This is a genomic window from Paenibacillus sp. NMA1017 (genome assembly GCF_058895805.1).
Window position 1 is genome coordinate 607,407 of sequence record NZ_JBZXYR010000003.1, and the last position, 26,429, is coordinate 633,835.

Genomic DNA, 26,429 nt, shown 5'->3' on the forward strand with positions numbered 1-26,429 from the left:
AAACGTCTGTAATTAACTGTTTTTTTTTAAGTATTTATCTCAAAATGTGTTTATTATTTTTCTATATGTTTTTTTTGCACATTTATCTGAAACTTTACGCCTATTTCATCGTAGTAGTGGATGTGTGTGCTTAAATATTACATAGAGAAGTGAGTGGGGAGTGATGAGATGTCTCAGTTTTCAATACGCCGTCCTGTAACAGTATTTATGTTAATTATTGCTTTGCTAATCGGGGGCGGTATTTTTGCGTTAAGGCTTCCTGTCGAGCAGATGCCGGATATGAAGTTGCCTATCGCTGTGGTAGCGACCAGTATTCCGGACTCGACACCGACGGAAGTCGAGGAATTGGTGACCAAACCTATTGAAAAGAGCCTGGCTTCTATTGAGAATGTAGATACGATCCAGTCCGAATCTTCAGAAGGATCATCTATGGTCATAATCCAATTTAATTGGGGAGTAGATATAAATCAGGCAACCCTCGACATGCGAGATAAAATTGATGGGGTCAGAGGGTCTCTTCCCAAGGCGGCAAATTCACCGCGCGTACTTAAATTGGATCTTAACGCAACGCCGGTTATTACACTCTCTTTTACAGGGGACCAGGATGTTAACAAGCTGAAGCCTATTGCTGAGGATATTATTCAGCCGCGGCTTGAAAGAATTGCGGGAGTAGCTTCAGTCAGCATGTCAGGCGGGCAAGAACGGCTTGTGAAGATTACTGTAGACCAAGCCAAGCTTCAAAGCTATGGTATTACGCTGGATCAAATCAGCCAAGCGCTATCGTCTAATAACGTAGCTGGTTCTGCTGGTTCAGTGTACCGAGGCAATACAGAAATCCAACTTCGGGTTCAGGGTGAATATAAAGCTGTTTCAGAAATGGGTGAAACGCCAATCCCTGTAGGGAAGGGGAGCGTTAAGCTAAAGGACATTGCGACAGTTGAAGATTCCTTGGATGATATTACAACCATTTCTACCTTTAATGGAAAGCCAAGTGTCAATATTTCTGTTACTAAAGCTACAGGGGGGAATACCCTTTCAATCGCCAATTCTGTGAAGGATAGTTTAGATTCGATACGGAAGGAATTGCCTCAAGGAACTCAATTAGAGATGGTAACAGATGCTTCCAAACCGATTAGCGACTCCGTACACTCACTAGTAGAGCATGCTATATTGGGGCTTATCATCGCAGCTATTGTATTACTTTTATTTTTGAATAGTATACGTTCTACCATTATTGCTGCTATCGTTATTCCAATTTCTTTCGTAGCTACGTTTATGATGATGTATTTCACCGGACAAACCATTAATGTTATTTCACTCAGCGGTTTGCTTCTGGGGTTAGGATCCTTTGTCGACTTTGCCGTTGTTATTATTGAGAATATTTTTAGGCAGCGACATGAAGGGAAAAGCATGCTACAAGGAGCTATTGATGGCTCCAAGCAGGTGGGTAATGCCGTTATGGCGTCTGCACTTGCACAGATCGTAGTATTTTTACCAGTTGTTTTTGTTGATGGGATTGCGGGAGTTCTATTTAAACCGTTGGCATTAACCGTTATTTTTTCTCATATTGCAGCCTTGTTTGTATCGCTTCTGATTGTGCCGATGCTCGGCTCACGCTGGTTACCTACCATACCGGATGAATCCATATATTCTTCAGGTACTTATAAAGGTATTAACCCTATTGTATGGTTTAATATCGGCTTCGAGAAATTTAAGGGTGGGTATCGTCGTATACTGAAGTGGGGAATTAACCATAGAAAATCTGTTTTAATCATTACTTTATTAATGTTTGTGGCAGCAGGGGCTCTGGTTCCTTTGGTTAAGGCTGAATTTATCCCGGAATCCGATACTGGTGAATTCACAGTTAACGTGAAACTTCCTAATGGAACGGTCTTGGAAGAAACTGAAAAGGTTGTTCAAGATATAGAAAAAGAAATTTTGAAAGTTCCTGATCTGGATAAAATGACAGTAACGGTTGGTTCTGGTGGAAATTCGGCCTTTTCAGGTGCAGCTCCAACCAACTCGGCGGATCTAAGCGTAACACTGAAGGATGGACATCAGCCAACAGATGGTGTAGTTGAGGGCCTTCGTAAGAAATTTGATAGCATTCCGGATGCAGAGATTACAATGGCGTCTACAACAGGCCTTTCAAGCGGAGCGGCTGTTAATATTAACTTAAAAGGTGACGATATTGACGTCCTGAGAGAACTCTCAGACAATCTCGTTGCGGACGTGAAAAAGATACCAGGTACAGTCAATGTGAAAAGTAGCTTGAGTGCCGTTCGCGAAGAATATGAGATTACCGTTAATCGTGAGCTTGCGAGTCGATATGGCTTATCAGCAACTCAAATCTTATCTGCAGTGAATACTTCTTTTAATGGATCAGTCGCCACAAGCTATCGTACAGGCGAAGATCAGATTGATGTGAAGATATCGTTACCAGAGCAAAATCGTCATGATTTGTCAAATCTTCAAGCCTTACGGATCACTACTTCACAAGGTATTGATGTGCCTTTGTCTTCAGTAGTAAGTATTGATAAACGGACTGTACCGGATACAGTTACTCGTGAAGACCAAACACGTCAAGTGCAAATTACTGCTGACGTAGATGGAACAGGAGACATTCTTACCATTAACCAAAAAATAGATGCCCTCTTGAAAAACACTCATTTCCCTGAAGGTTATAGTGCAGATACAGGAGGCGGACAAAATGAGCAAATGCTGGAGTCCTTTACAAATCTGGCAATAGCTATATTGCTATCTGTTGTGCTCATTTATATGGTTATGGCAGGTCAGTTTGAATCCTTGCTTACACCATTTGTTATTATGTTTTCAGTTCCACCGACATTAATAGGTGTGCTTATTGGTTTGGTAGTCACAGGATCTAGTCTTAGTGTATCTGCTCTAACCGGTTATATTATGCTCGTCGGTCTGGTCGTCAACAATGCCATTGTTATGATTGATTTCATAATTCAGCTCCGAAAAGAAGGCCAAGATCGGGATGAAGCTATTGTTCATGGAGCGTCTGAGCGGTTGCGTCCAATTTTGATGACCACGCTAGCTACTGTACTAGCTTTGCTTCCAATGGCATTTGCTACAGGCAGTGGTAACGAATCACAAGCACCGATGGCAGTTGTTGTTGTGTTCGGTTTATCCTTCGCGGCTGTTATTACATTGATTCTTGTTCCGGTAGTCTACGTTATCTTGGATAATATGATACAAAAACGTAAGAATCGGAAATTGAAAAGACAAGCGAAGAGAGAACTAAAAAAAGAAGCGAAACTACAAAAAAGTGTTCATATATAAGGTGAGGTGGAGAAACATAATGAATAAAAAAAGTGCTCTGATTGCTACAACTTTGCTTTTATCAGTTGCATTAGCTGGTTGCGGCGGGGGGGAGGCCCCTGCCGCTCCAACTTCAGCGCAGCAAGCCACTCCGGTTCAAGTGGCAAAAGTCACCAAAGGCAGCATTAACGATTCAACAGGTATCATTGGTAGCTTTGCTCCGAAAGAGACGGCACAGGTATCTCCAAAAATAAGTGGTAAAATTCAAAGTATTAACCTTACAGTGGGGCAAAAAGTGAATAAAGGCGACACATTGTTTACTATAGACCAAAAGGATTTGCAGGACTCGATTAAGCAATCTCAGGAGTCGTACCAAGTTGCCCTGGCCAATTTAAAGCAGGCAGAGTCTGGCGCAGCACAATCAGTGCAGCAGGCAGAATCTAGTGTGGATCAAGCGAAAAGTGCGCTTGTCCAGCAAGACAACACTATCACCCAAGCTCAGACCAGTCTGGTCGATGCTCAGAGTTCCGTGCGTGATGCTCAAAATACACTCAACCGCAATCAACAGTTGTTTAGTGCGGGCGCTCTATCTCAATCCGAGTTAGAGCAGTCTCAAATAGCGCATAGAAGGGCTTTAACTGCGGTGGAGAATGCACAGATCACACTTCACAATGCACAAACGTCCAAGGAAAGTGCGCAAACAACATATAGTAATGCTCAAAAATCATTACGTCTTGCACAACAGAAAACGGGCATTGATGTAGCACGAGCTTCTGTGAATCAGGCTAAGGCCAGTTTAGACACAGCACGTAGCCAACTGGTGGATTCTGTAGTTAAAGCTCCGATTTCTGGCACAATATCAGTAGTAACAGGAACCCAGGGGCAAATGGTTAGTGCACAATCCGCGGTTGCTACAATAGCGAATACCAATCCTATTATTGCTAAAGTTAACGTTTCCGAATCTGAACTTCTTAAGTTGCAGGTGGGTTCATCTGTGACTGTAGGTGTGGACTCCTTAGATAAGCGAATTGAGGCCAGAGTATCGGCCGTCAATCCGGTAATGGATAATGATCTCAAGGCATATCCTGTCGAGATTTCGGTTCCTAATGGTGCAGGTGAATTAAAATCAGGGATGGTTGTGACTGTATACATGAAATCAGAAGCTCCTAAAAACATCTTGGTATCGCAGGATGCCATTACGGAGCAGGCAGGGAAAAAGTATGCTTATGTAGTGGAAGGAACAGTGGCTAAGCGGGTAGAAGTGCAGACAGGCCAGGAAAGTGCCAAACAGATTGAGATAACCAAGGGGCTTGCTGAAGGACAAAATGTTGTCGTTAAGGGCGTTAGTCTGCTTACGGATGGCGCGAAGGTTAATGTAGTGAAGTAATTTGTCTTGATTATATTTACCGTAAATCACTGTTACTCCGTCATTCCTACTACTTAAAGTGTATTAGAGTATTAGATTTCAAGGGAATCTATAGACTTTATGTGCTTTATATATTCTATGGATAATTCTTAACGAATATACTCCATTAAAGACCGACTTAAATGTGCGATAATAACCCTTGTACATTTAAGGTTGATAAGGTAAAAGTTGTAGGATGACGGAGGAACAGGTTTAATAGTATAATTATGACTGTGGAAAGCGGAATACATAATCAAAAAAAATAAAATTTTTTTTGAAACAGACGCAACTTTTTGAACCCATGCTACGTCTAATTGGGTGAGTATGAAACAAAGGGGTACAAAAGCGTAAAGACAAAATTCGCTAAAAAAAATCTTTACTGCATTGTTATCACATTGTATAATACTGGAGTACGTCATAAATGGACGCTTTCTTTCAACTAGATTCCAAGCTTCTGTGATATTGTCACAGATATCATTTTATAAGGGTTCTCATAAAGCTCGGAAAGGAGGTGTAACGACTGATGAGTGACAAGATCCGACAAAAAGACAAAAATAATATTTCTGGTTATATTCAAGGAGGAGAAAAAAAGGTTATGACAAAGTTTAACAAAAAAATGATCAACGTGCTGGCAACAGCAACATTGGTTGCTGGTGTAGCAGCTCCAATCGCAGCATTGACTGCACCAACTGCAATCCATGCAGCTTCTAGCTTCCAAGCTCTGAATACTCCTACAATCGGTTCGAGCCAAAAGCTGAATTCCGAACTGGGTAGAGTAAAAGTAGGTATTGACCAAGCTTCCATTAAAAAAGGTGCTTCTTTTACAGTTACATTACCTAAAGGTTTTGAGTTCGCTAAAGGATATGAAGCAGCAGGCCGTGCGAGCACTGTTACTGGTTCGACTTACAATGGAACAGAATATGCTTTAGGTGTATATGTTAATCCTAATGACAACAAGGATAACGATCAAAACAATGAGTATGACCCAGCAAATCCAGTTACTGTGAGAGCTAACGGCAATAATTCTGCCACAGTAACACTTAACTTCAATAACGCTAGTGATGATGTTGATGTGTATTTGAACTTTAATCATATCGACGTTAACGGACCAAGTAATGGACCTGTTAAAGCTACCATTGATGCTGCTTCTGCAAGTGGTCTGACAAGTGGCGAAGCGACAATTGCTAATGTCGTATCTTCCGGTCAAATTTCCTTGTCCGCAACTGATACTGTTTCTAGCTCCGATTCATTTACGGCAACTTTGAAAGTTAAAGAAGAAACTAATGGATCGTTGTTCAACAACAACATTAAATTGAAACTGCCTAGCGGTTTGAAATGGAATGATCCAGGTACAGCCAATATTCTTTACGGAGATCTTGCTGCAAGCAATGTGAAATTCTCCAAAGATGAAGATACTCTGACTATTTATACGGATAAAGCAAGTGATAATCAAACTACCTTTAATTTGCCTTTGAGCTTCTATGTTGATGATGAAACAAATGCTAAAGAAGGCGACATTACTGCAAGTATTTCCGGTAGCGCAACTACTAGTGTAAGCACTTTGGTAATTGGTAACTATGGTCAAGTTGGTGGCGGAGTTTCTGTAGCAACTCCAACTACCATTGTTGCTGGTCAAGATGAGCAAAAAATCGGTGATGTTACAATTAAAGAAGCAGTAGCTGGTTCCTTTATTGAAAAACGTACAGTTACTCTTCGTTTGCCAGAGGGCGCACGTTGGCAGTCTTCTTTCGAAAACCGCAATACAAGTGATGTAACTGGTTCTATTGAGTACAATAATGGACTTCCAGGTGTAACTACTAGTTATACTGATTCTGACAAACGTACTTTGAAGCTTACTTTTAAAGATGGTAAAACTACTAACGATGCTGGTAAGTTAATCTTGAAAAACTTTGAAGTAGCTACACAACCAGGTTTCTCTGGTGACCTCAACGTTGAAGTTGGCGGAAGCCAAGGATTGAGCGGTACAGTTAAGGTTGCTACTGTAAAACAAGCAGTTACAGTTGCTGCTGCTACTAAACCTACTTTGACTATTGGTCTTGGCGATCAACAAGTTGGTGATATTACCATTACAGAAGCTGCTAAAGAAGCTTTGACACGTGATGGTGATGATCAAGTTATCTTGGAATTGCCTACAGGCGTTCGCTTTGCTTCTACACCAGAAGTAAAAGTAACAGCTGGAGATCTTAAGATTAAGAGCGTTTCTTCTGACACTTATGGTGACAGCGATAAGGGCGTACTTAGATTCTATATTGACAGCGAAAGTACTACTCCAAGTACAATCACAATCTCAGCTCCTAAGCTGACTGTTGACCGTACTGTAGCTCAAGGCGACATCATTGCTAAATTGAAAGGTAGCGCAGCTGCTTATACAGCTTATGCCCTGGACAACGATGGTAGTGTAGCTGTACAAAACTGGAAAGATAACAACACTTCTGCTGCTGATGTAGCAATCGCAACTGTTGGTACTCCAGCTCCAGGTGCTACTAAAACAACTGCTGTCTTCACACTGGGAAGCAATGCTTATACAGTGAACGGTGAATCTAAAACAGCTGATGTAGCTGCTTATGCTGAAAACGGACGTACTTACTTGCCAGTACGTTATGCAGCTGAAGCTTTGGGTGTATCCCCACAAAACATCCTGTTTGACAAAGCAACTTCCACAGTTACCCTGATTAAAGGTGACCGCGTTGCTCAAATCAAACTGAACACTAACCTGTTGACTATTAACGGTTCTGTGGTTCGTATGGACGTTAAAGCTGTAACTAACAAAAACCGTACTGTATTGCCTATCTTCTGGGTGAGCAGAGCGTTGGATGCATCCATCAACTATGATGCAACTGCTAAAACAGTAACTGTTGAAAACAACAACTAATTTAAGAGCAACTCTTTTGAGTTAACTGAATTAGATGAGAAGAGGGTTCCTTTTGGAGCCCTTTTCTTTTATTAGTCTTATTGACAAAGGAGAGAAATTATGAAACGTTTTGGAGTGGCAGTACTTTCTACATTGGTTCTTTCTTCTGCTTTTGCTAATTTTGCAGGTGCTCAAGCAGGTGATATAAAGGTTATTATTAACGGTGTAACACAGCAATATACACAGCCCCCTGTTGTTAGTCAAAATACAACTCTGGTGCCTCTGCGTGGCGTTTTTGAAAGCTTGGGTGCAAAAGTCGATTGGGATAGCAAAGCTAAAAAAGTAACTGCTTCTAAAAATGAAGATACATTGACTTTGAATGTTGGTTCTAAGCTTGCTTATAAGAATAGTGCCCCTGTACAACTGGATGCAGCTACTCAAATTCAACAGGGTCAAGTACTTGTTCCTTTACGTTTTGTGAGCCAATCATTAGGCGCCAAAGTAAATTGGGATCAGACTACACGAACAGTGACCATTGCCAATCAAGTTAATGGTAGCACCACTGGTGATCAAACCAATAGTTTGTCTAGTAAGCCTCTTACAGCTCCTGTGACCCAAGTTACTTATGACACCTACTATAATGACTCCTTGACTTACGATGATGCAGTTAAACTGGCCATAGCTGATAGTACCTCAGTTAAAACAGGAGAAGTGAATATTGATCAAACAGGTAAAATTATGAAAGAAACTGGGAAAAATATTGATTTTGTTCCTGCAGAGGCAGGTAATGAAGCTCAAGATAATGCTTACAAAGGTTATGCCCAGACGAACCTTAATTATGAGGCTGCTAAAAAGAACCTGGAAATGACTAAAGAAGGTATTGAGTATAACGTAAAGGATCTTTATAACAAGCTCCTTCAAAAGCAGAATGCTGTCAAGCTGGCAGCTTTGAATATCGAAGATGCAGAGCGTAAGCTTAAAGTTGCGCAAATTAAGAGAGATAATCAAATGTCGAGTGATTATGAGGTTACGCAAGCAACTAACCAATTAACTCAAAATAGAGCTGCTTTAGATACTGCTAAAAAGAATCTGGATAGTGCATATATATCGTTAAATCAGTTGATCGGTTACAAACCTGAACAACGTTACGAGTTGAAGGATAAACCTGTATATTCTGAATTTAAAGATAATGTGGAAACTAAAGTAAGCCAAGTGCTCACTAGCAGCACGGCCATTTGGCTGAGTGAGCAAAAAGTGGATCTAGCTGAATTGAGCTTAAAGCTCTACAACTTTAATACTCAAGGGAATACCCCATACGAAGCTCAACAACTTGATATCGACAAAGCTCAGTATGCTACAGAGGGAACAAAGAGAACGCTTGAGGAAGCTGTAAGGACTTTTTATAACAATATCAAAGGACTGGAAAGTCAGTACTCACAGATTCAAGCTAGCTTGGTGAGTGCAAGAAGTGCGGCTGATATGGCTAAGAAGCAGTTTGATGTCGGGTTGGCTACAGAGCTTCAGGTTTATGAAGCTAATTTGAAAGTGACTACAGCTGAGCAACAGGCTGAAGATATAGTTACAAATATTGATACTTTGAAGATGGCCTATGATAAACCATGGGTTATGCAAGGTGCTTCTTCTTAAGCGAGTCGGTAATGCTTTGAACTTAATAGTATTTTTAAAGATGTATTAACCTGCTGTAGGAGGACTTCATGAAATCACGCTATAAAGTCTCGTTGGCTGCAGTTTTACTTGGGGGAGGAATTATAGCAGGCTCCTTAATGAACAATTCAGTTAATGGAGCCTCCAGTTCTGGACAACCTGGTACAGCTGATGATCCAGTCGTAACCAAAAGCTATGTTGACCAAAAAATTGCCCAGGCAATCAAAGGTGGAGTACCCGCAAGTAGTACAAGTAATAAAACGACTAGTTCGAATGCTCCAGCAACAAACGCTACTTCTAACACAACGGCGTCAGGAACTTCTGGTGCAGGAAAAACTTCCACACCAGAGCAGACAGAGGCTTTAAAGGTAGTTGATGTAAAGCCTGGTCAAAAACTGATTGCCAAATCAGGCTCGGAATTTATTTTACGTAATGGTTATGCTGTTGTGTATAGTATGGATGCCAGTGGTGCTATTGATATTACTTCTGGAACGGAAATTGTCCATAATCAGACTGTCGAAAAAAATCATTTATTATCGTTTCCTAGAGAAGGAAGAGGTATTCAAGTAAAAGAAGGTCAGAAGTTTGGTCTGGTCGTTATGGTGCGAGGCGGTTATACTGTTCAGTAAACTGTTTTGTATATAAGCTGCTCTCGGTGGCTCTTTTTCTTAAATACTGCTTGGGATAGCAAATTGTTCTTGGCTAAGTTGAACCTAATCGCTGCACACTAACCCCATGAAAGATAATACGTTTAGTGGAGGGTGTATACGATGGCGTCAAGAGGTCAAAGACGATTAATTCCCGAAAGCCGTGCCAGGTTAGATGATTTGAAGTATGAGATCGCTGCTGAGTTTGGGCTGCCTGTTTATAATCCTCAATATGCACATATACATCCCAAGGCTGACAGTGAGTTTGCTGCAGAATTGGGACAGTTTGCAGGAGTCGAAAATGTAGCATGGCGTGATTTAACTTCAAGACAGAACGGTTCAGTTGGTGGTGAAATTACTAAGCGACTGATACAATCCGCTGAACGCAGCTTATCTGAATATGGTACATTGTAAACTGCAATAATTTCTACAGTTTTTTAACATATAGTAGCGTATAAACTGGGGTTATTTACATGTAAATCGAAAATGATTTGCATGTAAACTTACCTCAATTTCAAATGTTGTAATTGGGCTGCATGAATTGACACCTTGTTTTAAATAGGATATCATGGCATTTGAGGCTTGTACGCAACCTTTTCCTACCGGAAAAGGTTCATTTTTTATTAATCAGGTGTAACAAGATATCTCCCGCCATTTGTTGGCTTGAAGGTATCTGAATAATGCCATTGACATGTCAGGATTTTTTTATTAAATCCTCATGTATTTTAATTGTGGGAGGTTGAAATTCATGTCTGTAAAAGGCCGTCATTTGTTCACGTCCGAGTCTGTAACAGAAGGCCATCCGGATAAAATCTGTGATCAGATTTCCGATGCTGTATTGGACGCCTTTTTGGCTAATGACCCTAATGCACGGGTAGCATGTGAAGTATCGGTAGCTACTGGTCTCGTTCTCGTCATTGGTGAAATCAGCTCCAAATCGGAATACGTGGATATTCCATCCATTGTACGTAATACGATTAAGGAAATTGGCTATACACGTGCGAAATACGGTTTCGACTATAATACTTGCGCTGTATTGACTTCTTTGAATGAACAGTCGCCGGACATTGCTCAAGGGGTTAATGCTGCCTTGGAAAGCCGTGATCCTGCTGAAGTAGATAAAGAAACGGAAAACATTGGGGCTGGAGATCAAGGGTTGATGTTCGGTTTTGCTACGAACGAGACACCTGAGTTGATGCCTTTGCCTATCGCTATGTCTCACCGTATTGCACGACGTTTGTCTGAAGTGCGTAAGGATGGAACACTGAATTACCTTCGTCCAGATGGTAAAACCCAAGTAACAGTAGAGTATGAAAATGGTAAACCTGTTCGTATTGATGCCATTGTGGTTTCTACACAGCATGCAGAAGATACTACTTTGGAGCAAATTCAAGCAGACATCAAAGAAAAGGTTATTTTGCCAGTTGTTCCTGCCGAATTACTGGATGAGCAAACCAAGTATTACATTAATCCGACAGGACGCTTTGTTATCGGTGGTCCTCAAGGAGATGCAGGTCTGACAGGCCGTAAAATTATTGTGGATACGTATGGTGGTTATGCTCGTCACGGCGGGGGAGCATTCTCAGGTAAAGATCCGACCAAAGTGGACCGTTCCGCTGCTTACGCTGCTCGTTATGTAGCTAAAAACCTCGTGGCAGCTGGATTGGCAGACAAAGTGGAAATTCAGCTTGCTTATGCCATCGGTGTAGCTACGCCTGTTTCGATTAACGTCGATACATACGGTACAGGTAAAGTAAGTGATGAGAAGTTGGTTGAATTGATCCGAAATAACTTTGATCTGCGCCCAACAGGCATCATTCGCATGTTGGATCTGCGTCGTCCAATTTATAAGCAAACGGCTGCCTACGGTCACTTTGGCCGTACTGATTTGGATGTACCATGGGAGAGCGTAGATAAAGCTGAAATTCTAAAAGAACAAGCGGGGCTGTAATTCCTCGTATGTATGTTATCAAAATAAAAGCAATAACCCAAAAAGACTGTTTCATGCTTTGCATGAACAGTCTTTTTTTGATGTGTTTCGCTGTTAAATATGAATTTGCTCCGATGTACCGAATGCGGAGTGACTACTCGGATATCGGTGCATGGTCCAATAAATTTTTAAGTAAACGACAAACTTTTTGTAGTTCCTTGTACTGCTCCAAATACGCAAAAAGCGCTTTCAGGAGGCCTTTCTGAGGGTTCGATTTCAGAGCCTCTTCCTTTAAATGAGCGTAGATTTGCTGACACTCCTGTTTCTCCTCTGAACTCCACGAAGACAGCAGTATACTGTCTTCCAAGGAGTGGAGAAGGCTGTTAATTTGACGGCCTTGATCAAAGGGATTACTTAGAGCACTTTCGGGTAACCAGCCTTGCTTGCTCCAGAACAAATGTGGAACTGAATCAGCATTATTCAGGCTGGTTGCCAAGGAACTGGATAAGAAGATGATAAACTGTGTTAGATGTTCAATCGTTTCATCATTCATCCGATCGGCAAAGAAGCGAATATATTCAAACACAATGCTTTTAAGTACAAAGGTCATATCCCATGCATGATCTTCAATGCTCGTTCCAAAAATATCAATCAGGCAGTCGCGAACCCATTTGTACAATTTGTATTCATGATTCTCGAACGCGTAATTGAGTTGTTCATTCTGAAAAATAAGCATGGAAGGCTCAGGAAGATCCATCATGAGATACACTTTGTTTTCAACGAGATTTTTCAAGTAAAGTACAATAAAACCGTGCAGTTTATCGTGCTTAGAAAGATCAGGTTTACTGTAGAGAGCCCGGATGTCTTGTTCAATGTTATTTTCCAGAATGATACACATTTCTAGAGGGAGTTCTTCTTTTCCTTGAAAATATTTATAGAAGGATGCCTTCGCCATCCCACTTTCTTTGGCAATTTCTTCAACAGATGTTGAATAATAGCCTTTTCTGGAGAACAGCCGAATGGCCGCCTGTAAAATATCATTTTTTTTACTTTCCATACTTACTTCCCCCTAGGGACCGACCAACTCGACAGCATGCGAATTCACTTCATACATCACAAAGGTTGGTCACGTGTGATAACTGTGTGCTGCTGTCTTTTGAGTTGACGGCGCATCTTGTACTTGGCCATGATCATATACAAGGACGGCACGACAAACAAGGTTAACAAGGTCGAGAATAACAAACCGAAAATGACAGTAAACGCCAGTGGCTTAAAGAGCAGGCTTCCCAATAGTGCTAACGGAATCATACCTACAATGGCTGCCAAAGATGTCAATAAAATTGGTCTGAAGCGAGCAGCGGCCGCCTGTATTACGGCTTCCTTTAATTCCATTCCTTCTTGTCGTGCATCCTCGATAAATTCAATTAACACAATCCCATTCCGCACAACAATGCCCGCGAGTGCAATAATTCCCATGATGCTCATAAAACCGATAGGCATACCGGTCAAGAAAATACCAATAATCCCGCCGGCTGCTGCCAGGTACACGGTCGTCATAATAATAATAGGAATGGAGAGAGAATAAAACTGCATAGTAATCAAAAGTAAAATGAGCAAGACTACAACGATCGCCAGCTGTCCTAAGTCCTTGAATATGGTCGATTGGTCAGAGGTTTCCCCACCAACCTCCCATTTGTAGCCTTCTGGGAACTTCATTTGCGCCAGCTTACTTTCAACATCCACCATGGCTTCGCTTGCAGTTCGTCCGTTCAAATCGGCTTCCACCGTAATCGTCCGCTCCATATTGTAATGCTTGATTTGCTGAATAGCAAATGACGGCTTAATCTGGACGAGCTGGTTTAATGGAATTTGCTTACCAGCTGCATTAACTACACTTAATTGTTGGAAAAGTTTGCTTGGCTCCTCGTCACTGTGATTCAAATACATTTTAATATCTATCAGACTGTTTCCAGTATCAAATTGGCTGACTTGAGCTCCTTCTTTTAATAGAAGCAGGGTGCGAGTCAAATCTGTGTAGCTTACCAGGTATTGATCCATGGCTTGCTTGTTGACCTGCAAATCCAGTGCATATCTTTCAATTCCTATATCATCCATGATGCCGGTTGTACCCTCTACTGTCGCGATCTGCTCCTTTGCTTTTTGGGCAAGGGTTTGCAGTTCATTCAGATCCTGACCTGAGATACGAATAGAAACAGGCTTACCCACTGGAATCCCGAGGCGAGGAACATACATCGTAACTGTAACTCCAGGGTAGGATTTCTTAACATGTTGTTCCCAAGCATCCACTGTCGTATTAAGATCGAATACGTTTTCTTTGCCGACGACAGCAATCTGCCCCACCGTTTCGTTATAGCTAATATTTCCACCCATACTATTAATGTCACTAAACAGTTGTGGGGCAGTCCCTCCAGCGCTGTAGACGACCTTGGAAGTTTCAGGTTGTTTTTTCACCCAGTCTGCAAGGTCTTTGACGACCTGGTCGGTTTCCGCAATTGAAGTGCCTATAGGCATTTTTACATTTAGTGCAACATGAGGATCTTCCGACTCAGGAAAAAGTTCAACTGAGGTAAAGGGAACTAATCCATAGGCGGCTGTTCCAAGCATGAGTCCGACCATAGCTGTCAGCAAGGGACGCTGAATGACTTTAGGCATCAGTTTTTGTGAATAAAGCTTGTTTAAAGAATGAATCTGCTGGCCGAGCAAGCCTGCTGGTTTAGATTTACCCTGCGGGTGACGAGCCTGTCTGCGTTTCTCATACCATTCTCGAAAAATAGGGATGATGGTGAGCGACATGATCATAGAGGCAAGCATGGTCAGGGAGACAATAGCGGGAATGGGTCTAATAAAGGCCCCTACATTTCCCGGCAGAAACAACAATGGCGCGAAAGCTGAGATGGTGGCCAGAGTTGCAACCAAAATAGAAAGCATGACCTCTTTGGTACCTTTTACAGCTGCGACTGAGGGGGATTCTCCTAATTCCGTAAGTCTACGCTCAATATTATCATTTACAACTACGGCATCATCCACGAGTATACCGAGTACGATGATCAGACCGACAACGGAAATCTGATTTAGAGTGATGCCGAACATAGGCAAAAAGATAATGGCAATCGAAACCGAAATGGGAATGGCCAGTGCGACAAATGCAGAGGTGAGCAAATTCAGCCCCAACATACAAACGAGAATAACGGCCGCAATCGCAAGAATCGTTTCACGCTTTAAGTCGTCAAAGATATGGGTTACCTGATCCTTTTGTGCAAAAAGAGTTTGAAAGTGAACACCTGCGGGGAGTGTTTTCTCCAGCTCTTTGAGCTTGGTATTGACCTTTTCGCTCATAGAAGGGATGTCTGTGCCTGTTTCTGCTCCAATACTTAGCGTAATGGCTGGTTTACCCTCTACATAGGCAAAGTATTCTGCATTAGGATGTGCCAGCTCCGTTGTGCCGACATCTCTCAAATAAACAGGATTACCTTCTTTGGTGCGTGTCAAAAGAACCTGATTCAATTCATCAGCTTTTTCGGTCTCGCGAACAATAAGTTGATAGGTACGTCCGTTGTATTCAATATTACCGGTAGGAACCCGATCCATTTGAGACTGGATCGCTTGAGCTACTTGTCCCCATGACAGCTGGTATTGCTGAAGCTTCTGATTGTCAATATGGACAAGTACTTCTTGATCAGGGAGACCATTGAATTTGACGCTAGATACGCCAGAAATGGTATTAAGCTGATCTTTCCAAGTTGTTGTTAAATCATTTAGTTTATATAGTGGTGCGGAAGAGGCAGCTGTCAGGGCATAGGAGCCGATAAAAGAGCTAGTTAGTTTGTCATTTACAACAGGCACTTCAGCGCCTTGGGGAAGATCAGCTTGTGCATCCTGCACTTTTTTACGCATATTATCCCAAACCGTTTGGGGATCAACTCCGTTTTTGGATTCGATTAAAATTGAGGAGAATCCGTTACCAGAAGTCGAACTAATCGTTTTAACACCTTCTACTTCCTTAATGCGTTTCTCCAGCTCTTTAGTTACGGTTTGTTCTACTTTTTGTGGTGAAGCACCAGGGTAAACTGTTGTTACCGTGGCATTTTGTATGGTGACATCCGGCATTTCCTGCTGTGGTAAATGGAAAAAGCCGAAGATTCCGACCAAAATCAGCATGACAAAAAACAGCAATGTAATTTTTCGTTTTTTTACAATGTACTCAATCATGGGCGTCCGCCTTCCTCCGACTGAATCGCATTTCCATCAAACAGGGTTTCTGCCCCTTTAACGACAATGCGTTCACCTTCACGAAGTCCCGATACGATTTGCAACTGATTATCTACAACCTGATTACCAAGCTCCACAGGGGTTTTAACAGCTTTTCCTTGAATATCTTTGAAAATAAAAGGCTTGCTTCCCGTGTTAATGACTGCTTCGGCAGGAACGAGAATCCCATTCTTGTCGGTCACCTGTTGAGCAGCTTTAATGACCTGACCGGGTAACCAGTCCCGTTGTGGATTGTTTATAACAATCTCTACGTTAACGCTTCCCGTGTCGGTGCTGGTTGAAGGATAGACGTTAGACACCGTACCTTGACGAGTCTCTTCATAGAGCGCCACTTCTACTTGTTGACCCTTTTTCCAATCCTTAATTTCACTGTCTGGTACAGGAAGCAGTACTTTGAGGCGGTCGATGGAGCCTATGCGATAGACGGCCTGGCCTGAAGCGACCAAGTCACCTGTATTCACACTCTTGCCTAAAATAACGCCGTTCACAGGAGAAATTAGACGAGTGCGTGATAGCGCAAGTTCTGCCTGTCCTTTGGCGACAAGGGCTTTTTCGTAGTTGGCATGGGCTTGCTTTTTGGAAGCCGCAGCTTGTTCACTGGCAGCGAGAGCTTTGTTTTTACCTGCAAGCGCATCTTGAAAGGAAGCCTGGGCGGATTGATGATCTTCGGCTGTAGCCCCTTCCAGCAAAAGGGACAGGGAGTCTTTCGCTTGCTCCAGATCTTTAAGAGCAGCGGTAGCGTTCAGACGGGCATTTTCGTTATCCGACGCGGTGGCTGCGCCCGCCTCAAACAGCTTTTGTGTACGCTCGCTATCCGTCTTGGCCTTGTTATAAGCGCTTTGTGCCTTATCTACAGTAGCTTGCGCTTGTTGTTTCTCTTGAGCACGTGCGCCTTTATTGACCTTGTTAACATTCGCGCGAGCTCCTGTAATGCCGGCATCGGCGGATTGAATCGCGGAGGTAGCAGCCTGTAAATTAGCCTGTGCGTTATCAATACCAGCCTGTGCCTCCAAGATGGAGGCTGTCGCCTGTTCCACCTGAAGCTTGTAGTCAGCGTCATCCAAACTAGCAATCACGGTGCCCTTTTGTACAGCGGTGCCGACAGCGAGATATGCACTGGCTACGGTACCTCCATTTTGAAAAGCCAGTGTGTTTTCCTCATAAGCCTGAAGAGTGCCAGACAAGTTATAGGCAGTATGGAGCGGTGAGGATTTGACAATTGTGGTACGCACAAAGGTAGGCTGTGCGGCTGAGCTTAGAGCAGCATCTTCCTTCCCGGTAGAACATCCGGCGATGGCAATGCTTAAGGATAGGGCAAGTATGACAAGCGCCCGTTGTTTATTCATGATTATCAATCCTCCTGAAAAGTTACAAAAAATTAGGTTTGAACTAAGTGGTATTATTTGAACTAATAAGTTCAAATGTATTATAGTGCGCCGATATTGCATCCGTCAATTCATTGTTTTAGATTTTATGAATTAGTTGACGGGATTTTCGTAACTTTTGCCTATATAATAAGTCTATTAACATAAGAGGATTTTTTTGTTTATTGATAGAGTACACGTGCGGAACAAAACCGTTTGAATACATTGAAGATGGGAGCTATTATCCAAATGTTTTTAAGTAACAAGAAACAGAGTGAAGTGAGAGTAAATGGCAGAGGAATCGCTAAGAGATGGGCCGTGTTAACACTGGCAGGGGTATTATGGGTCGGTCCGGTTGTTGGAACTGGGGCTCTAATTCCCTTAAATGGTTGGATGTCTGTTCCAATCGCAAGTGCAGCCTCTGGTTCAACTGTAAAATTGGGCGAAGAGATCATTACTTCGGGTGCAACATTGATGAAATATCGTTTTAAAGGCTCCAAAGGAACAGCGCTGGCTGATATCATTCGAGTGGACTTGCAAAATCCGTACGTCAAGCTGGATGTCATGACGGGGAAGAATGGACAGTTTACGACCCGTCAGAGTACAGGTGGTATGGCAAAAGAGACCGGGGCGGTTGCTGGCGTGAACGGGGATTATTTTAATACCTCCAGCGAGGGAGCTCCGATCGGTGGACAAGTATCCAAGGGTGTGTTGATGTCTACTCCATCTGATTTAACGGGCATGTATGCCTTTGCTGTAACCAAGGATGGTTCTCCGATGGTGGAGCAGTTTACTTTTGAAGGTACAGTGAAAGCTGGAGATGGGTCGTCCTTCTCTTTGGCAGGGATGAACAAGGCTTCGTATTCCCCTGAGACGAGTGGGAGCAGCTATAGTCACTCTAATGCTATGTATATTTATACATCTGCTTGGAAAGCAATTGAGCGGCCCAAAAACAGTTCGACAACGCCCACTGAGATCTTGGTACAAAATGGCGTAGTTACACAAGTCTCCGACAATGCTACGTTGAATATGACCGTTCCGCAGGATGGCTATATTTTACGTACTCATGGTAAAGCCGCAGATTATGCCAAAGCGCATCTGACTGTGGGACAGACGGTAGAAACAAGCTATCACCTTCGTGTTAAATCGACAGGAAGCGAAGTAGATCCTTCTAACCTTCAGATGATGATTGGTGGACATACCATATTAGTAAATGACGGTCAGAAAACCTCTTTTTCTCGGAGCACAACAAGCATAGGCGGGACGCGTGCGCGTACAGCTCTGGGATATTCTCGTGACAAGCGTTACGCTTATGTCATTGCTGTTGAGAAGAATGGGAACAGCGTTGGTGTATCCTTGAGCGAGCTGCAAACGCTGATGAAGGATATTGGCGTCTGGAAGGGGATGAACCTTGACGGGGGCGGCTCTACCACCATGGTGACACGTGATTTGGGAGATACGACAGCAGGGCTGACGTTCAATACGGAATATGGTACAGAGCAACGTAGTATTGTAAATGGAGTTGGGGTATATACCAATGCTCCTAAAGGAACGCTCAAAGGCTTCACCATCAAGGGCAATAAAACGCTGCTGATTGGACAGACCGGAAGCTATTCCTTCAAAGGGTATGACAACTACTACAATCCATTTGATACCTCGAAAGTACAAGTGACGTGGAAATCCAGCAATCCGGCTGTTGTGTCAGTGAGCGGCGGCGTTGTAAAGGGAGCCAAACCGGGGACTGCTACTTTAACGGCATCCAGCGGCTCAGCCAGCGCTACAACCAAGGTCACAGTGCTTGGAGCAGATGAAATTTCATCACTTACAGCAGGCACTGGAACTGGCTCGCTTACCGCTGGAGCTAAAATCGCTGTACCGGTAACGGCAAAGACAAAAGATGGACAGAGTGTCAGCATTACTTCAGATGCGCTCAAATGGGAGTTCATCGGCTTTAAGGGAAGTGTCAAGGACAATCAGCTTGCAGTAAATACGGTGGATGCAGGCGTGAAAACGGGCTATGCCATCGGTCGCTATGATGGTTTCAGCGCTGTCGTCTTCCTGTCTGCTGGCGGAGCAAGTACAAACAACTGGGAGAACTTCGAAAATGTTTCGTATCCGGTTGATTTTACTTCGAATGTGGAAGGTGTTACCGGCACAGCGGCTGTTGTACAAGGAGATGGCGACCATGTCAATTCCAAAGTGCTGGAGCTGAACTACGATATGACAAATGGTAGTGGTAAAATGTATGCTTACGCCCAATTGAACGGCACATCCGGGAAAACGCTTGAACAGGCGGCTACTTCCATCTCGATTGATGTCAGAGGGGATAAGAGTCTGAACTGGCTACGTGCAGAGCTAGAGGATGCCCAAGGCAAAACAGCATATATTGATCTCGCTAAAGTGATCGACTGGAACGGCTGGAAAACCATTAATGCAGATATGAGTGGTTTAAATATTTCGTATCCGGCGAAGCTGAAGCGTCTTTATGTGGTCAATGTGGCAGAGGGTCAGGACGAGCGCGCTAAAACAGGCAATGTTGCTTTTGATAATATTTCTTTTAATACACCGGGAACGGTCGGCACAGAAGGACTCAAAAAAGGAACAGCTCAAATGACGATCGGACAAAAATCAATGACAGTAAACGGAACACCTACAACAATTGATGCAGCTCCCATGACTCGCGATGGTTCAACGTATGTTCCGATTAAGTATGTGCTGGACGCATTTGGCGGACAAGCCAAATGGAATGCGGGCGATCAGCGGATCACCGTTATGCGCGGCGGTGTGCTGATGGATTTGACCGTAGGGAAAAAAGAAGTTGTTCTGAACGGGAAGCGCCAAAGCACTGATGTTGCACCCGTTGTGCTAGGAGGTAGGACTTTAGTCCCGTTAAGACTCGTATCTGAGCAGTTAGGAATGACTGTAAAATGGGAACAAGAAACGAAGACCATCACCCTTCAGTCATGATATGGTATGATATATACTTGAAATGCTAGGATTGGAGTAGAACATTTGTGGACTTTCAAGCCGATATCATAGACCGAGTCATTAAAAATGCCATCCAGGTGATGGAGAACAGCAAATATCAGATGTTCGAAATATTGGACACGGCCCGGACCGAGCTGGTCACGTTAAATCAGGAGCTCCAGAGCGTCTTGAAGGAAACGGCAGAAACGATCGAAAAGGTGGACCAGCTGGAAATGAACTATCGGCGGTCCCGCATTCGGTTGACTGAGGTCAGCCGTGACTTCGTTCGCTATTCGGAAGAGGATATCAAGCAGGCTTATGAGAAGGCAACACAGCTTCAACTCGATGTGATGATTTTCCGCGAGAAGGAAATGTATCTCAAAGCCAGAAGAGATGATCTTCAAAAGCGGGCCAAAAGTGTCGAGGCTTCTGTCGAGCGCGCCGAAACCATCGGTTCGCAGATGGGGGTCGTGCTGGAATATTTGTCGGGCGAATTGGGACAAGTGACGCGGATCATCGAATCGGCCAAAAACCGGCAGTTTATTGGTCTGAAAATTATTTTGGCTCAGGAAGAGGAGCGCAAACGCATATCCCGTGAAATTCACGATGGACCTGCACAGCTCCTTGCGCATCTAGTGCTTAGGACGGAAATTGTGGAAAGAATGATCGCCAAGCAGGAATTTAAGATGGTTCAGGACGAAATAGTAGACTTGAAGAAACAGGTTCGCTCCAGTCTTGAGGAAATGCGAAAGGTCATTTTCAATTTGCGTCCTATGGCCCTGGATGATCTGGGACTTATTCCGACGCTCCGGAAATATGTGCAGGATTTTGAAGAAAAAACGAAGATTAGATCGCTTTTTGAAACAAGGGGCAAGGAACACCGTCTCTCTTCCGCGATGGAAGCAGCCATTTACCGTCTGATCCAGGAAGCTTTGACCAATGCTGCCAAGCATGCTTATCCTACCTATGTGCTTGTTGAGATTACCTATCAGGCGCAGCTTGTAAAAATCGTGGTGCAGGATAATGGTTTGGGCTTCAAGCCAGAGCTTTTTCAGCAAAAAAGCAAAGATCATGGGCATTTTGGGCTGATTGGTATGCGGGAAAGGGTTGAACTGCTCGAGGGGAGAATGGAGATCGAATCAGCTGAGAATCAAGGCACCAAGATAGTGATTCATATCCCAACCAACGTGGAAAAGGGAAAGGAGTAACAACATGGAAAATCAAGAAATTAGTAATGCACCCATTAAAGTTCTCTTAGCGGACGATCATCAGTTGTTCCGTGAAGGACTTAAACGTATTTTGAATATGGAGGACGACATTGAGGTCATCGGAGAATGTGGCGACGGTATTCAAGTGTTGGAATTCTGTAACGTAGAGAAACCGGATATTGTTCTGATGGACATTAATATGCCAATTGAAAATGGTGTAGAGGCAACTGAAAAACTGCGTGAGATGTTCCCGGATGTTAAAGTTATCATTTTATCCATTCATGATGATGAAAGCTATGTATTCGAGACGTTGCGCAAGGGAGCCAATGGTTATCTGTTGAAAGATATGGAGGCCGAGTCCCTCATTAATGCTATTCGCTCAGTACATGAAGGATATGCGTTTATCCATCCGAAGGTAACGGGTAAACTCATTCAGCAGCTTCGCCGGATGACCTACTTGAACGAAACAGGGGCTATGGCTGAAGGTCATACGAAGGAAGCCGGCGTGAAGTTTGTCGCAGGTGAAAATAATCCATTGACCCGTCGTGAAGCTGAAGTGCTGCGTCTGATGGCTGAAGGCAAGAGCAATAAGATGATCGGTGAATATTTATTCATTAGTGAGAAAACGGTCAAAAACCACGTCAGCAGTATTTTGCAAAAAATGGAGGTTGATGACCGCACACAAGCAGTTATTAACTCAATTAAATATGGATGGGTTACGCTGTAAAGTGTAGTTTTCCATGCATTAGACGATGCAGCTGCTAATAGATATGGATGCTGTTTCGCCTTTCTTTTGGAGCGATTTGTCTGCTCATACGGAAACCCAGTACATAACCGTGACACCTCTTCCTGTTATACGGCATATATTGTCGCTATAGGAGGAGGTGGAACCCTCGTGACGGCTCACTTGGTTTGGATATTGCTTATATACGGTGTGGGAGCCGCAGTCGTGCATCTTATGTATATACGACAGGCGGTTCAGGCATATCACAATGGCGAAGATTCATGCGCGATATCTCCGGGTCATCGTTCGACTCGCTATATTGTGATTACGTCCAATGACGGAGATCGTGTGGAATGGGTGATGCGTTCGCTGAACATACTTGCCTGGCTACACCGGAGGCCGCTACATGTGACAGTGCTGGATGATGAATCTATGGACGATACGCTACCGATTCTGACACGGCTAGTGCGCTATAGTCATATGGATGTTTCAGTCATTTCAAGTCGTTTTTCACCGGGGAACCCGGTTTTACCGAAGTCAGGCGGTGAAAAGCAGGTTGTTATTGATCTTAGAACGGTCAAGTCGTTGGCAGACGCCCCACTTGTTCCTTAGCGACAGGGGATTGTGGACATCGTGGTCAAAATCGGATATAAATGTTTATAAACAGTTGCATAGGCAAGACGACAGGGATTTCGTTGAGATCTACTTGATGTGAAGCACACTTCAGGCTATTAGCCATAGGAGTGTGCTTTTTTGCTGTTCTCTGGGGTGACAAGAACCCAAAAAACATGAATGGGAGGAGCAGGGGAAGGTGAAAATTTCAGTATATGCAGTTAGATATAAGGGGATTTGGAATCTCCAATTATCTGTGGATATTCGAGTAGATATGACATGGTGGATGAATCGAGATAAGGGGCAGGAGAATGTTGTCGAAAGGTGGGTGTTATTAGGAGAGGAGTTTCCCTTGTCCTGGGGAGTAAAGCTGTGCGAAACCTTTAAGGAATTAGCAGATATGAAGCGGTGGGGGAGGCGGGAGTGGTGGGCTTATATTCTCGCACAGCTAAAAAGTGAGATGGCTCTTGAACCTTTTGACGGAGAACGAATTTTATCTGGAGGAGTAGAAAATATATGCATTTGGGATCAGGTACAAGGTTGGACTTCTTGCACAGAAGGTGGGGATGAGAGACGGGAAATAAACGGAGTTTTACATTCTATTCAAAAAAGGAGCCTTCCCACGGGAATTGATGGATTGGATATAGAGTGTTTGACACAACAAGCGAATGAGCTGGCTAATTTGTTGTCAGGACGTCAGTTACTCGTTCCGGAAGCCGAAGCGCTGCTGGCAGAGGCAGCGCCAGGTTTGGAGCATACTTGGCGATCCGCTGCACAACTTGCATATCTGCAAGGCCGACTCAGCTTTGCTGCTGGCCTCGCTCCAGCATCACGCATGCGCTGGTCTGCCGCGCGTACGCATGAACTTCGCTGCAACCGTTGTGGCAGCGGGATAGTGCACCGCACGAGCTGTGCATCGTGCGGACGTAAGGCGTGTGCTTACTGCGAGACATGTCTCGCACTCGGGCGCAGCCGTGAATGCTCGTTGCTGCTGCGCGGTGCAGCAAAACCCGCCCTGCCACGCACAGCAGGCATAGCCCCGACGACTGAACTCGACCGCTGGGGACTGAGCCCTGCGCAGCGCGCCGCCGCCGAAGCGGGGCTGCGCTTTTTGGCCGCACCGCACGGCGAAGTGAGGGAACGTTTTCGCCCGGAAGGCCGTGGGCTCCGGGCGTTGTTCCGGCGCGACATGGTTGCGCGCCGGGGATTAGATGCTGCCACTTCGCAGGGCAGCAACCTTGCCCGTAGCAGGCAGTCTTCGCCGAAACCTGGCGAAGGTGCGAGGTACAACGCTGATTGGCAGGTACCTGATACTACGGCAGAACGTTTTCTGCTCTGGGCCGTAACGGGTGCAGGCAAGACGGAAATGATGTTTCCGCTCTTGCAGTATGTGCTGGACCACGGAGGAACGGCGCTTGTGGCAACACCACGTCGCGACGTGGTACTGGAGTTAGCCCCTCGTTTGGCCATTGCTTTTCCCGATGTGAGCATGGTGACGCTCTATGGAGGAAGCGCAGAACGGTGGCAAAAGGGACAGCTGACACTGGCAACGACACATCAGCTATTGCGTTACCATCAAGCCTTTGATTTGGTTGTGATTGACGAGATTGACGCCTTTCCTTATCACAATGATCCTATGCTTGCCTTTGCTGCACGAGCAGTATGTAAGCCGAGGGGAAAGTTTATCTATTTGTCTGCTACACCACCGAATGCTTTACAGAAAGAGGCTGCACGCGGTCTACTGCCACACGCCAAGGTTCCCGTTCGTTTTCATCGTCATCCTCTACCTGTCCCATTTCGTCTGGGAACTGCCTCAGTACAACATTGGCTGCAAAAAGGTCGGCTTCCCGCATCGTTGATTCAACGCCTACGCGTATCCATACAACGTGGAGCACAGGTTTTCCTGTTTGTGACACGAATCTCACATATTCAGGGACTTGTGGAGCTGCTGATTAAACAATTGCCTGATGTACCTATTGCGGGTACCTCCTCACAGGATGAGGAAAGAACCGCTAAAGTACGCTTATTTCGAGCTACTGAGATACGTGTTCTGGTTACAACGACTATTTTGGAGCGAGGGGTGACTGTTCCACGGAGTGATGTGTATGTATTAGACGCGGACAGCAGTCTTTTTGATGAATCTTCTCTTGTCCAAATGGCTGGTCGCGCGGGAAGGTCCAAGGATGATCCATGTGGAGGTGTTATTTTTACATCCCCCCAATGGACTCGAGGCCAAAAGAGAGCGATTAGACAAATTAAACGAATGAATGCACTGGCTCGGAAAAGAGGATACCTGAAAGAGGAGAAGCACTAAATGCATTAAATAAAAAAAGTTTTTTTGGAAATGTGAAACCTGAAACAATGTCGGTACGTAAACTACCAAGAAAGGTGCATTTTGGTATGGGAATGATTCCAATAACCCGTCTATTTTTGAATTGGTTATTCCATCGCCAGTCCCAAACATGTATGGCTTGCGGCACTCTCACAGGGCGTTTGTCTGAATTCCCCGGGATATGTACTTCTTGTTCGCTTCAAATTCCTTGGGTATACAACATTCGTTGTGTTCATTGCGGACGTCCGACGTTTTGCCCGGATTGCGCAAAATTTGACCGATTGGAACGTCACTTTGTGTGCAATCGGAGTGCAACCAGCTATACACCGATGATGAGAGAATGGATTGGACAGTTCAAATATCGCGGGAATGAAAAGTATGGTTCCTTGCTGGGTGAGATCATGAATCGAGCCTATCAGGCGATGAGGGATGAGTTTGCAGTTCATAAACATTCTCGTTGCAAGCGATCCTTGTGGAGTGTGGATGTAGTGACCTGTGTCCCGGTCAGTGAGAAGAGGCTGACAGAGCGTGGCTTCAATCAGGCTCGTATCTTGGCAGAAGTGATCGCTAAGCGGAATAAGCTACCCTTCCTATCTTTACTTGCTCGTCCACAAGATACAGGCAAACAAAGCTTTAAATCAAAAAAGGAACGCATGAACACAATGAATAATGCGTTTTCTGTCCATCCCAATATGACAAATTTGCTGAAGTCTTTTATTTTAAAAGCTAAATCTCAATGTGTTACGGAAAACAAGCTTTCCGTTACTGTTTTGCTTGTAGATGATATTTATACAACGGGGAGCACATTGCAGGCGTGTGCACGTGTTTTGAGAGAAAAGGCATTAGAGCAAGGAATACATTTGACTATTTTTTGCCTGACTTTAGCCAGATCATAAGTCTAAATCTCCAGTATTTCTCATGATTATTTTGCTTGAAACTATGAAAAAAAGGTTATAATTTCCTTAGTGGAAGAATTAGCTGCTAGAGCAAAAGTCTTTTAAACCATACAATCAGCAGGATTTGACAACGAGCTAGAGGAAGATATATAATAAAAATATAGAGACAAACAAAAAGTAAGGAAGTGAGGGATGAAAACAGAATATTTCAATTTAGAGGTTGATTTTTTTG

At 43.9% G+C, this 26,429-nt stretch carries 16 protein-coding genes; 13 read left to right on the forward strand and 3 right to left on the reverse strand.

From position 1 onward, the window contains the following. Positions 1–168 precede the first annotated feature (168 nt). The 7 genes from AC5ELV_RS11680 (at position 169) to metK (ending at position 11,825) form a co-directional block, all read left to right on the forward strand. The gene (locus AC5ELV_RS11680) at positions 169–3,306 is read left to right on the forward strand and encodes an efflux RND transporter permease subunit (protein WP_493430317.1); all 3,138 of its coding nucleotides are present in this window, start codon (positions 169–171) and stop codon (positions 3,304–3,306) included. Positions 3,307–3,325: 19 nt separating this feature from the next. Next, entirely contained in the window at positions 3,326–4,672 is a 1,347-nt protein-coding gene (locus AC5ELV_RS11685; RefSeq protein WP_493430318.1) for an efflux RND transporter periplasmic adaptor subunit, read from the forward strand. 541 nt (positions 4,673–5,213) lie between these two features. Then, a complete protein-coding gene (locus AC5ELV_RS11690) occupies positions 5,214–7,583 on the forward strand; it encodes a copper amine oxidase N-terminal domain-containing protein (protein WP_493430319.1) in 2,370 nt (789 codons plus the stop codon). 99 nt (positions 7,584–7,682) lie between these two features. Continuing rightward, positions 7,683–9,209: a stalk domain-containing protein gene (locus AC5ELV_RS11695; RefSeq protein ID WP_493430320.1), complete on the forward strand. Its 1,527-nt coding sequence runs from the start codon at positions 7,683–7,685 to the stop codon at positions 9,207–9,209. Positions 9,210–9,277: 68 nt separating this feature from the next. After that, the gene (locus AC5ELV_RS11700; RefSeq protein WP_493430321.1) at positions 9,278–9,856 is read left to right on the forward strand and encodes a hypothetical protein; all 579 of its coding nucleotides are present in this window, start codon (positions 9,278–9,280) and stop codon (positions 9,854–9,856) included. Positions 9,857–9,997: 141 nt separating this feature from the next. After that, positions 9,998–10,288, forward strand: a complete 291-nt coding sequence (locus AC5ELV_RS11705; protein WP_493430322.1) for an alpha/beta-type small acid-soluble spore protein — start codon at positions 9,998–10,000, stop codon at positions 10,286–10,288. A gap of 334 nt (positions 10,289–10,622) precedes the next feature. Further along, a complete protein-coding gene (metK, locus tag AC5ELV_RS11710) occupies positions 10,623–11,825 on the forward strand; it encodes a methionine adenosyltransferase (RefSeq protein ID WP_013312298.1) in 1,203 nt (400 codons plus the stop codon). Positions 11,826–11,958: 133 nt separating this feature from the next. On the opposite strand, the gene AC5ELV_RS11715 is transcribed toward metK, so the two are convergent. The 3 genes from AC5ELV_RS11715 to AC5ELV_RS11725 are packed head-to-tail and all read right to left on the reverse strand — an operon-like array spanning position 11,959 to position 17,440. Continuing rightward, positions 11,959–12,861, reverse strand: a complete 903-nt coding sequence (locus AC5ELV_RS11715; protein ID WP_493430323.1) for a TetR/AcrR family transcriptional regulator — start codon at positions 12,859–12,861, stop codon at positions 11,959–11,961. A gap of 56 nt (positions 12,862–12,917) precedes the next feature. Then, complete coding sequence (locus tag AC5ELV_RS11720; protein WP_493430324.1) at positions 12,918–16,034, reverse strand: efflux RND transporter permease subunit; 3,117 nt, start codon at positions 16,032–16,034, stop codon at positions 12,918–12,920. Next, positions 16,031–17,440, reverse strand: coding sequence for an efflux RND transporter periplasmic adaptor subunit (locus AC5ELV_RS11725; protein WP_493430325.1), 1,410 nt, complete (start codon positions 17,438–17,440; stop codon positions 16,031–16,033). The genes AC5ELV_RS11720 and AC5ELV_RS11725 overlap by 4 nt, the downstream gene beginning before the upstream one ends. A 267-nt stretch (positions 17,441–17,707) precedes the next feature. Between AC5ELV_RS11725 and AC5ELV_RS11730 the strand changes: the two genes are divergently transcribed. The 6 genes from AC5ELV_RS11730 (at position 17,708) to AC5ELV_RS11755 (ending at position 26,197) form a co-directional block, all read left to right on the forward strand. Next, on the forward strand, positions 17,708–20,425 hold the full coding sequence (locus AC5ELV_RS11730) for a stalk domain-containing protein (protein WP_493430326.1): 2,718 nt from the start codon (positions 17,708–17,710) through the stop codon (positions 20,423–20,425). Between the two features lie 47 nt (positions 20,426–20,472). Further along, positions 20,473–21,633 (forward strand): sensor histidine kinase, encoded by a 1,161-nt coding sequence (locus AC5ELV_RS11735; protein ID WP_013312293.1) that lies wholly within the window; start codon positions 20,473–20,475, stop codon positions 21,631–21,633. Positions 21,634–21,637: 4 nt separating this feature from the next. Further along, positions 21,638–22,360 carry a response regulator gene (locus tag AC5ELV_RS11740; protein WP_007432713.1) on the forward strand — a complete coding sequence of 241 codons (723 nt, stop codon included), beginning with the start codon at positions 21,638–21,640 and terminating at the stop codon, positions 22,358–22,360. 168 nt (positions 22,361–22,528) lie between these two features. Beyond that, positions 22,529–22,969: a hypothetical protein gene (locus tag AC5ELV_RS11745; RefSeq protein WP_493430327.1), complete on the forward strand. Its 441-nt coding sequence runs from the start codon at positions 22,529–22,531 to the stop codon at positions 22,967–22,969. 199 nt (positions 22,970–23,168) lie between these two features. Then, entirely contained in the window at positions 23,169–25,283 is a 2,115-nt protein-coding gene (locus tag AC5ELV_RS11750) for an ATP-dependent helicase ComFA (RefSeq protein WP_493430328.1), read from the forward strand. 86 nt (positions 25,284–25,369) lie between these two features. Then, positions 25,370–26,197 (forward strand): ComFC family protein, encoded by an 828-nt coding sequence (locus AC5ELV_RS11755; RefSeq protein WP_493430329.1) that lies wholly within the window; start codon positions 25,370–25,372, stop codon positions 26,195–26,197. The last annotated feature ends 232 nt before the right edge of the window (positions 26,198–26,429 follow it).

Excerpts from the sequence above, each read along its gene's own strand:
- AC5ELV_RS11725 (WP_493430325.1), bottom strand. The coding sequence starts at position 17,440 with ATGAATAAACAACGGGCGCTTGTCATACTTGCCCTATCCTTAAGCATT.
- AC5ELV_RS11680 (WP_493430317.1), top strand. The coding sequence starts at position 169 with ATGTCTCAGTTTTCAATACGCCGTCCTGTAACAGTATTTATGTTAATT.
- AC5ELV_RS11720 (WP_493430324.1), bottom strand. The coding sequence starts at position 16,034 with ATGATTGAGTACATTGTAAAAAAACGAAAAATTACATTGCTGTTTTTT.
- AC5ELV_RS11730 (WP_493430326.1), top strand. The coding sequence starts at position 17,708 with ATGTTTTTAAGTAACAAGAAACAGAGTGAAGTGAGAGTAAATGGCAGA.
- metK (WP_013312298.1), top strand. The coding sequence starts at position 10,623 with ATGTCTGTAAAAGGCCGTCATTTGTTCACGTCCGAGTCTGTAACAGAA.
- AC5ELV_RS11740 (WP_007432713.1), top strand. The coding sequence starts at position 21,638 with ATGGAAAATCAAGAAATTAGTAATGCACCCATTAAAGTTCTCTTAGCG.
- AC5ELV_RS11705 (WP_493430322.1), top strand. The coding sequence starts at position 9,998 with ATGGCGTCAAGAGGTCAAAGACGATTAATTCCCGAAAGCCGTGCCAGG.
- AC5ELV_RS11695 (WP_493430320.1), top strand. The coding sequence starts at position 7,683 with ATGAAACGTTTTGGAGTGGCAGTACTTTCTACATTGGTTCTTTCTTCT.
- AC5ELV_RS11715 (WP_493430323.1), bottom strand. The coding sequence starts at position 12,861 with ATGGAAAGTAAAAAAAATGATATTTTACAGGCGGCCATTCGGCTGTTC.
- AC5ELV_RS11755 (WP_493430329.1), top strand. The coding sequence starts at position 25,370 with ATGGGAATGATTCCAATAACCCGTCTATTTTTGAATTGGTTATTCCAT.
- AC5ELV_RS11700 (WP_493430321.1), top strand. The coding sequence starts at position 9,278 with ATGAAATCACGCTATAAAGTCTCGTTGGCTGCAGTTTTACTTGGGGGA.
- AC5ELV_RS11690 (WP_493430319.1), top strand. The coding sequence starts at position 5,214 with ATGAGTGACAAGATCCGACAAAAAGACAAAAATAATATTTCTGGTTAT.
- AC5ELV_RS11685 (WP_493430318.1), top strand. The coding sequence starts at position 3,326 with ATGAATAAAAAAAGTGCTCTGATTGCTACAACTTTGCTTTTATCAGTT.